The 5,838-nt window shown below is 41.9% G+C and carries 6 protein-coding genes and 1 pseudogene; 6 read left to right on the top strand and 1 reads right to left on the bottom strand.

Annotation, left to right across the window (positions count from 1 at the left end):
- The 6 genes and pseudogenes from PGR14_RS15670 to PGR14_RS16340 form a co-directional block, all read left to right on the top strand.
- A partial coding sequence (locus tag PGR14_RS15670) for a heavy metal translocating P-type ATPase (RefSeq protein WP_270223700.1) occupies nucleotides 1-1,959 on the top strand: 1,959 nt, incomplete at its 5' end.
- Nucleotides 1,960-1,975: 16 nt separating this feature from the next.
- Complete coding sequence (locus PGR14_RS15665) at nucleotides 1,976-2,494, top strand: DUF6921 family protein (protein WP_055297044.1); 519 nt, start codon at nucleotides 1,976-1,978, stop codon at nucleotides 2,492-2,494.
- Nucleotides 2,495-2,504: 10 nt separating this feature from the next.
- Nucleotides 2,505-3,044 carry a hypothetical protein gene (locus tag PGR14_RS15660; RefSeq protein ID WP_055297046.1) on the top strand — a complete coding sequence of 180 codons (540 nt, stop codon included), beginning with the start codon at nucleotides 2,505-2,507 and terminating at the stop codon, nucleotides 3,042-3,044.
- On the top strand, nucleotides 3,041-4,585 hold the full coding sequence (locus PGR14_RS15655; protein ID WP_055297048.1) for an FAD-binding protein: 1,545 nt from the start codon (nucleotides 3,041-3,043) through the stop codon (nucleotides 4,583-4,585). The genes PGR14_RS15660 and PGR14_RS15655 overlap by 4 nt, the downstream gene beginning before the upstream one ends.
- Nucleotides 4,582-5,292 carry a succinate dehydrogenase/fumarate reductase iron-sulfur subunit gene (locus PGR14_RS15650; RefSeq protein ID WP_330377146.1) on the top strand — a complete coding sequence of 237 codons (711 nt, stop codon included), beginning with the start codon at nucleotides 4,582-4,584 and terminating at the stop codon, nucleotides 5,290-5,292. Before PGR14_RS15655 ends, PGR14_RS15650 begins: the two co-directional genes overlap by 4 nt.
- A 135-nt stretch (nucleotides 5,293-5,427) precedes the next feature.
- Nucleotides 5,428-5,571: pseudogene (locus PGR14_RS16340) on the top strand (ArsR family transcriptional regulator); the annotation flags it as partial.
- A 61-nt stretch (nucleotides 5,572-5,632) separates the two neighbouring features.
- Here the strand turns inward: PGR14_RS16340 and PGR14_RS15640 are convergent.
- The coding region (locus tag PGR14_RS15640) for a DUF6061 family protein (RefSeq protein WP_270204077.1) at nucleotides 5,633-5,838 on the bottom strand (206 nt) is incomplete at its 5' end.

Genomic DNA, 5,838 nt, shown 5'->3' with positions numbered 1-5,838 from the left:
CAGATTGAAACGATTGTTCATAGCCATGAGCCAGATGTGGAAGTTTCTGAAATTGTACAGGAATCTTATATACCGGAAAAAAAGCAGGAGGCCAATGAATCCTATAACAATGAGGATAAGAAGTTGACAGTTCGTTTAGCGACTGGTGCAGCAATCTATGCCATTGGTATGGCATTGACTGTTTTTGCGAAAGTGCCACTGCCTATCGAGTTAGCTTTTCTCATTGTTTCTTATGTTATTCTTGGTGGAGATGTTGTATGGAAGGCTGTGAGGAACATTTCAAAGGGGCGTGTATTTGATGAACATTTTTTGATGAGTGTTTCTACGATTGGGGCTTTTGTCATTGGTGAATATCCAGAAGCAGTTGCTGTTATGCTATTCTATCAGGTAGGTGAATTTTTTCAGTCATTGGCTGTTAAGCGTTCCAGAAAATCTATATCAGATTTAATGGATATACGTCCGGATTGTGCTACAGTCAGAAGGAACGGAGAATTGATTACCATATCTCCTGAAAGTGTTGCCATTGGCGAGATTATTATTGTAAAGCCTGGTGAAAAAATCCCATTAGACGGTGTGGTATTGGATGGAGATTCTATGCTGGATACGAGGGCTTTAACTGGAGAATCGGTTCCGAGAAGCGTTCATAAAGGAGACGAAGCACTTTCCGGTTGTATGAATCAGACGGGTGTTTTAACGATTAAGACAACGAAAGCATTTGGTGAATCTACTGCTTCAAAGATTATTGATCTTGTGGAGAATGCGTCCAGTAGAAAAGCACCAACAGAAAATTTCATTACTACATTTGCACGTTATTACACTCCTGTTGTTGTAATCTTAGCAGCTATTCTGGCAATTCTGCCACCGATCCTTCTTGGTGGAGGTTGGACAGAGTGGATTCGCAGAGGATTTGTTTTCCTTGTGGTATCTTGCCCATGTGCATTGGTTATTTCAATCCCGCTGACTTTCTTCGGAGGTATTGGTGCGGCATCTAAACGAGGTGTTCTTGTAAAAGGAAGTAATTATTTAGAGGCGCTTAATAATGTCAGCATTATTGTGTTCGATAAAACTGGAACACTTACAAAGGGTGTTTTCAATGTGACTGATATTCTGCCTGCAAATGGATTTTCAAAAGAACAGGTTCTGGAGTATGCGGCAGAGGCAGAGAGTTTTTCTAACCATCCTATTGCAAAATCCATTCTTGCTGCTTATGGAAAAGAAATTGATCAGTCAGTGATTTCTGATTATAAGGAAATTTCAGGATATGGAATCAGTGTAATGGCAGGGGAAAAGAAAGTTTTTGCTGGCAATACGAAACTTATGGATACAGAATGTATAGAGTACACAACCTGTGAAAACGCAGGTACAAAAGTTTATTTGGCGGTAGATGGTCAATATGCAGGATGTATTTTGATAACAGATGAAGTGAAGCCGGACAGTAAAAAAGCAATTTCTGACCTGAAACATATCGGCGTGGAAAAAACAGTCATGCTTACCGGTGATGATGAAAAAATTGGGAAGTCCGTTGCAGAAGAATTGCAGTTGGATGAATATTATGCACAGCTGCTTCCTGACCAAAAAGTGGAAAAGGTTGAGCTTTTAGATAGTAAAAAGAGACCGGGAAGCAAATTGGCTTTTGTTGGTGATGGTATCAATGACGCTCCTGTCCTTGCCCGTGCAGATGTTGGTATTGCAATGGGTGGGCTTGGTTCGGATGCGGCCATTGAAGCAGCAGATGTAGTTCTGATGACAGATGAACCGTCTAAGCTGGTGGACGCGATTGAAGTAGCAAAAGCGACAAAACAGATTGTCATGCAGAATATAGTGATTGCTCTTGGGATTAAAAGTGTGTTCCTGATTCTTGGCGCTCTTGGTATTGCGGGAATGTGGGAAGCTGTATTTGGTGATGTAGGCGTTACCATAATTGCTGTTTTGAACGCAATGAGAATTTTGAAAGAATAGGAAATGAGGTGGGAATGTGAAACGAAAACTGATTCTGTTAGTTGTTACGATTGTTTTTCTTGTAGGTTTTGGTGCCATTTTACATTCACCGCCTTCTATGATTGATGCAGTCACAGGAGCAACACCGAAGTCAAAAAAGGCGGCTCAAGCCTCCGCACAGTTGGAAGGCTCTTATGTTCTCAGTATTAATATGATGTCAGATGGTCTCGACAACGAGAACACCCGGAATAAATTAAAAGAATTGGCACTGGACGATTCGGAAACAAATGAAACAGATCTCATGAAAACGGACATTAGTTTTCGGTTATATGTATCTGAGACGGATTATCCGCTTGTCAGTTATGCTAAGAAACTCTGTGACAGATTGAAACAGGCCGGTTTTTCCGTAGATCTGAAAGAGTACAGTAACACAATGATGCTATCAAGAGTGGTAAGTGGAAAGTATGATGTATTCCTGGCATCGGATGATTTTATTGACGTTACAACGTTATCACAGATGGACTATATGATCATGGACAGCGAAGAAATGAGGTGAGCGGGAATTTATGAGAAAATGGAATACGATTTTGTCTGTTTTAATGCTTCTCATTTTTATGATTCATGGAATCATGGGAAGCTTTATGCTGAACGGAGTTGGAAGTAGTGCAGGGAAACTTCTTGCATGGATTGGTGTTGGTATTCTTGTTGTGCATACGGTGATTGGTGTCATCCTGACAGTTCAGAGTTTACAGACAGCGAAGCAATCCGGAAAAATGTATCTGAAACAGAACGCCATATTCTGGGCGAGACGAGCCAGTGGGCTGGCAATACTGATCCTGCTGTTCTTCCATATTGGCTTGTTTGGAAAGGTGCAGAATGGGACATATATTTTGTTCCCTTTTACAACGGTAAAGATGGTAACTCAGCTTTTGTTCGTGGTGGCAATCTTTGTTCATATTTTTATCAATATCCGCCCATTGCTCGTATCGCTGGGAATCATCAGTTATAAAGAACGAAGGGGTGATATTTATTTGATTCTTTCGGTGCTCCTTCTGTTTATAGCGGGCGCAGTTATTTTCTATTATATTGGGTGGCAATATCTATGAGTAAGACAATTATTATTATAGGTGCTGGACTGGCAGGACTTTCAGCGACTTTGCAGGCAACGGAAAATGGATGCAATGTAAAACTGGTTTCCTCCCTTCCGTCAGAGCGGGCACAGTCTGTTATGGCGGAGGGCGGTATCAACGCAGCTTTGAATACAAAAGATGAAAACGACAGTCCCGAAGAACATTTTACAGATACAATAAAGGCAGCATGTGGTCTGGCAGATCCAAATGCAGTTTGGGGAATGACACAGGCAGCACCGGAGCTGGTGCACTGGCTGCTAAAACTTGGAGTTAAATTTAACATGAGTGGCTATGATGATGTGGATCTGCGAAATTTTGGCGGGCAGAAAAAGAAACGGACTGCTTTTGCACAGAGCGATACCGGGAAGCAGATCATGACAGCTATGATAGACGCTGTTCGCAGGAAAGAAGCATTTGGTATGGTAGAACGGTTCAGCCATCATTCTTTCCTAACACTTCGTCTGTGTGGCAATATTTGTTGTGGCTGCGTAATCAGGGATGAATACAGTCAGGAGACTGTGGAATTACCGGGGGATGCGGTTATTGTTGCCACCGGTGGTATGCACGGATTGTTTGGAAATACAACGGGTTCGCTGAGCAATACAGGAGAAGTCACCGCAGAATTGTTCCGGCTTGGTGTTCCTCTGGCAAATGGCGAGATGATCCAGTATCATCCGACAACTGTGAAATGTGGTGGAAAACGCATGCTCATCAGCGAGGCGGCCAGAGGGGAAGGTGGCAGGTTGTTTGCCATGAAAGATGGAAAACAATGGTATTTCATGGAGGAAAAATACCCGGAGCTTGGAAATCTGATGCCACGAGATATTACCGCCAGAGAGATATGGAAGGTCAGCCATGAATCAGAGGTATTTCTTGACATGACGGAAATATCGGAGGAGATTATTTCAAATAAGCTATCTGGTCTGGCAGACGATTGTATGACCTATTTGCATAAAGATATACGAAAGGAACCGGTGTCTGTTTTACCGGGAATTCACTATTTTATGGGAGGTATTCTGGTGGATGAGCAGCACAGAACGCCGATTCAGAATCTTTACGCTGCCGGAGAATGCTGTGCCCAATATCATGGTGCCAACCGTCTTGGTGGAAATTCTCTGTTAGGAGCGTTATACGGAGGACGTGTTGCGGCAAAATCAGCATGCGAACAGGCAGATGTAGTAGATCTATCTTGTGCGACACAGATAGATTTTCCACCAGCGTCTCAAATTTCAGAAATAAAGCAATTAAACAAAGTGATGCAGGAGACTATGGGCGTTGTCAGAAATGAGAATACGTTGTTAAATGGGATTCAAACGGTACAAGCGCTGACAGGAAATCTTCCATTGCTTGGCATGGCAGTTCTAAAGAGTGCTCTTGCAAGAAAAGAAAGCCGTGGTGCACACTGGCGGGAGGATTATCCGAAGAGCAATGACAATGATTACCTTAAAACAACGGTAGCCAGATTTGATGGAAAGCAGATACAGATTTCCTTTGTACCTGTTCCAGAAAGGCGGTGATTCACTTGGTATATAAAATAAAAATCAGGCGGCAGGAGAGTCAGAAATCAGATAGTTATTGGCAGGAATTTGAGTTTGACGGAAGCAAAAACAGCTCTGTTGCCACTGTTCTAAAGGAATTGAACAGTAGAACTCCTTTGAAAGATAACTCAGGAACTATAGTTACTCCCATCAGTTGGGAATGTAGCTGTATGGTGCGAAAATGTGGGGCTTGCGCCATGCTGATTAACGAACGTCCGAGGCTGGCATGCTCTACATTTCTACATATGTTAAAAGGTTCTACAATCACCTTGGAACCTTTAAGCAAATTTCCGCTTGTAAGAGATTTGATCGTTGACCGGTCAAATCTGTTTGAAAATTTGAAAAAACTGAACCTTTGGCTTGAAAGTGAAGCTTATATGAGTTCGTGGACACATGAACCGAGATACCAGTCGGCACGCTGTCTGATGTGTGGCTGCTGCCTTGAAGTGTGTCCTAACTTCTCTGCAAATGGGACTTTCGCAGGCGCTGTTGCTGCAGTCAACGCATTTCGGATTCTGAATGAAGAACAGGAAAGCACTCATTTGAATGAGATTTCTGCTGAATATAAGAAGAAATATTTTGAGGGATGCGGGAAGTCGTTATCTTGTCATGATATTTGTCCGATTGGTCTGCCTGTGGAAGAACTGCTTGTAAGGTCGAATGCAGCGGCTGTTTGGGGCAAATAAAATGGATGATAAAAGCTATAATGAATGTATGAAGAGAATCAAAAACTTGATTCTCTTTTTTAAAACACATACATTGGCAAATATCTATGTATATATTATATTGAACATAGACAATGATCAATGTGAGGTGTCAATATGAATGCAATGGATGTGGCTTTGATATGCAAGGCTTTGGGCGATGCGAACCGGCTGGAAATTGTACAGATGCTGTCGGATGGAGAAAAGTGCGGGTGTAAACTTTTGGAAAGATTTGAAATTACCCAGCCAACTTTATCTCATGATGAATTTTCCGGAAATATTGTAGCTAATAGTTATTTAAACTGTTGTATTTGTTTAAAAATTAAAAAATATCTAATGAGTCTTCCGCATCTACCCACATCTGCAAATTTCCATCAAGATATAATCTTGCATATTCAAGAGGATCATCAATGGCGAGTGCGTTTAATGCACAGTCTGATCCTGATGTGGTTTTTAAGTCCTTTTCAGCTTCCCAACAGTCAATGCGGAGCATATAGCCAACAGAGGTATAAACATCAATGCTGTTTC

This window comes from Coprococcus sp. AF99-45, from assembly GCF_027663865.1.
In the GTDB taxonomy this organism is placed as follows: domain Bacteria; phylum Bacillota; class Clostridia; order Lachnospirales; family Lachnospiraceae; genus Allocoprococcus; species Allocoprococcus comes.
This window is presented reverse-complemented; position numbering and strand designations above follow the sequence as displayed.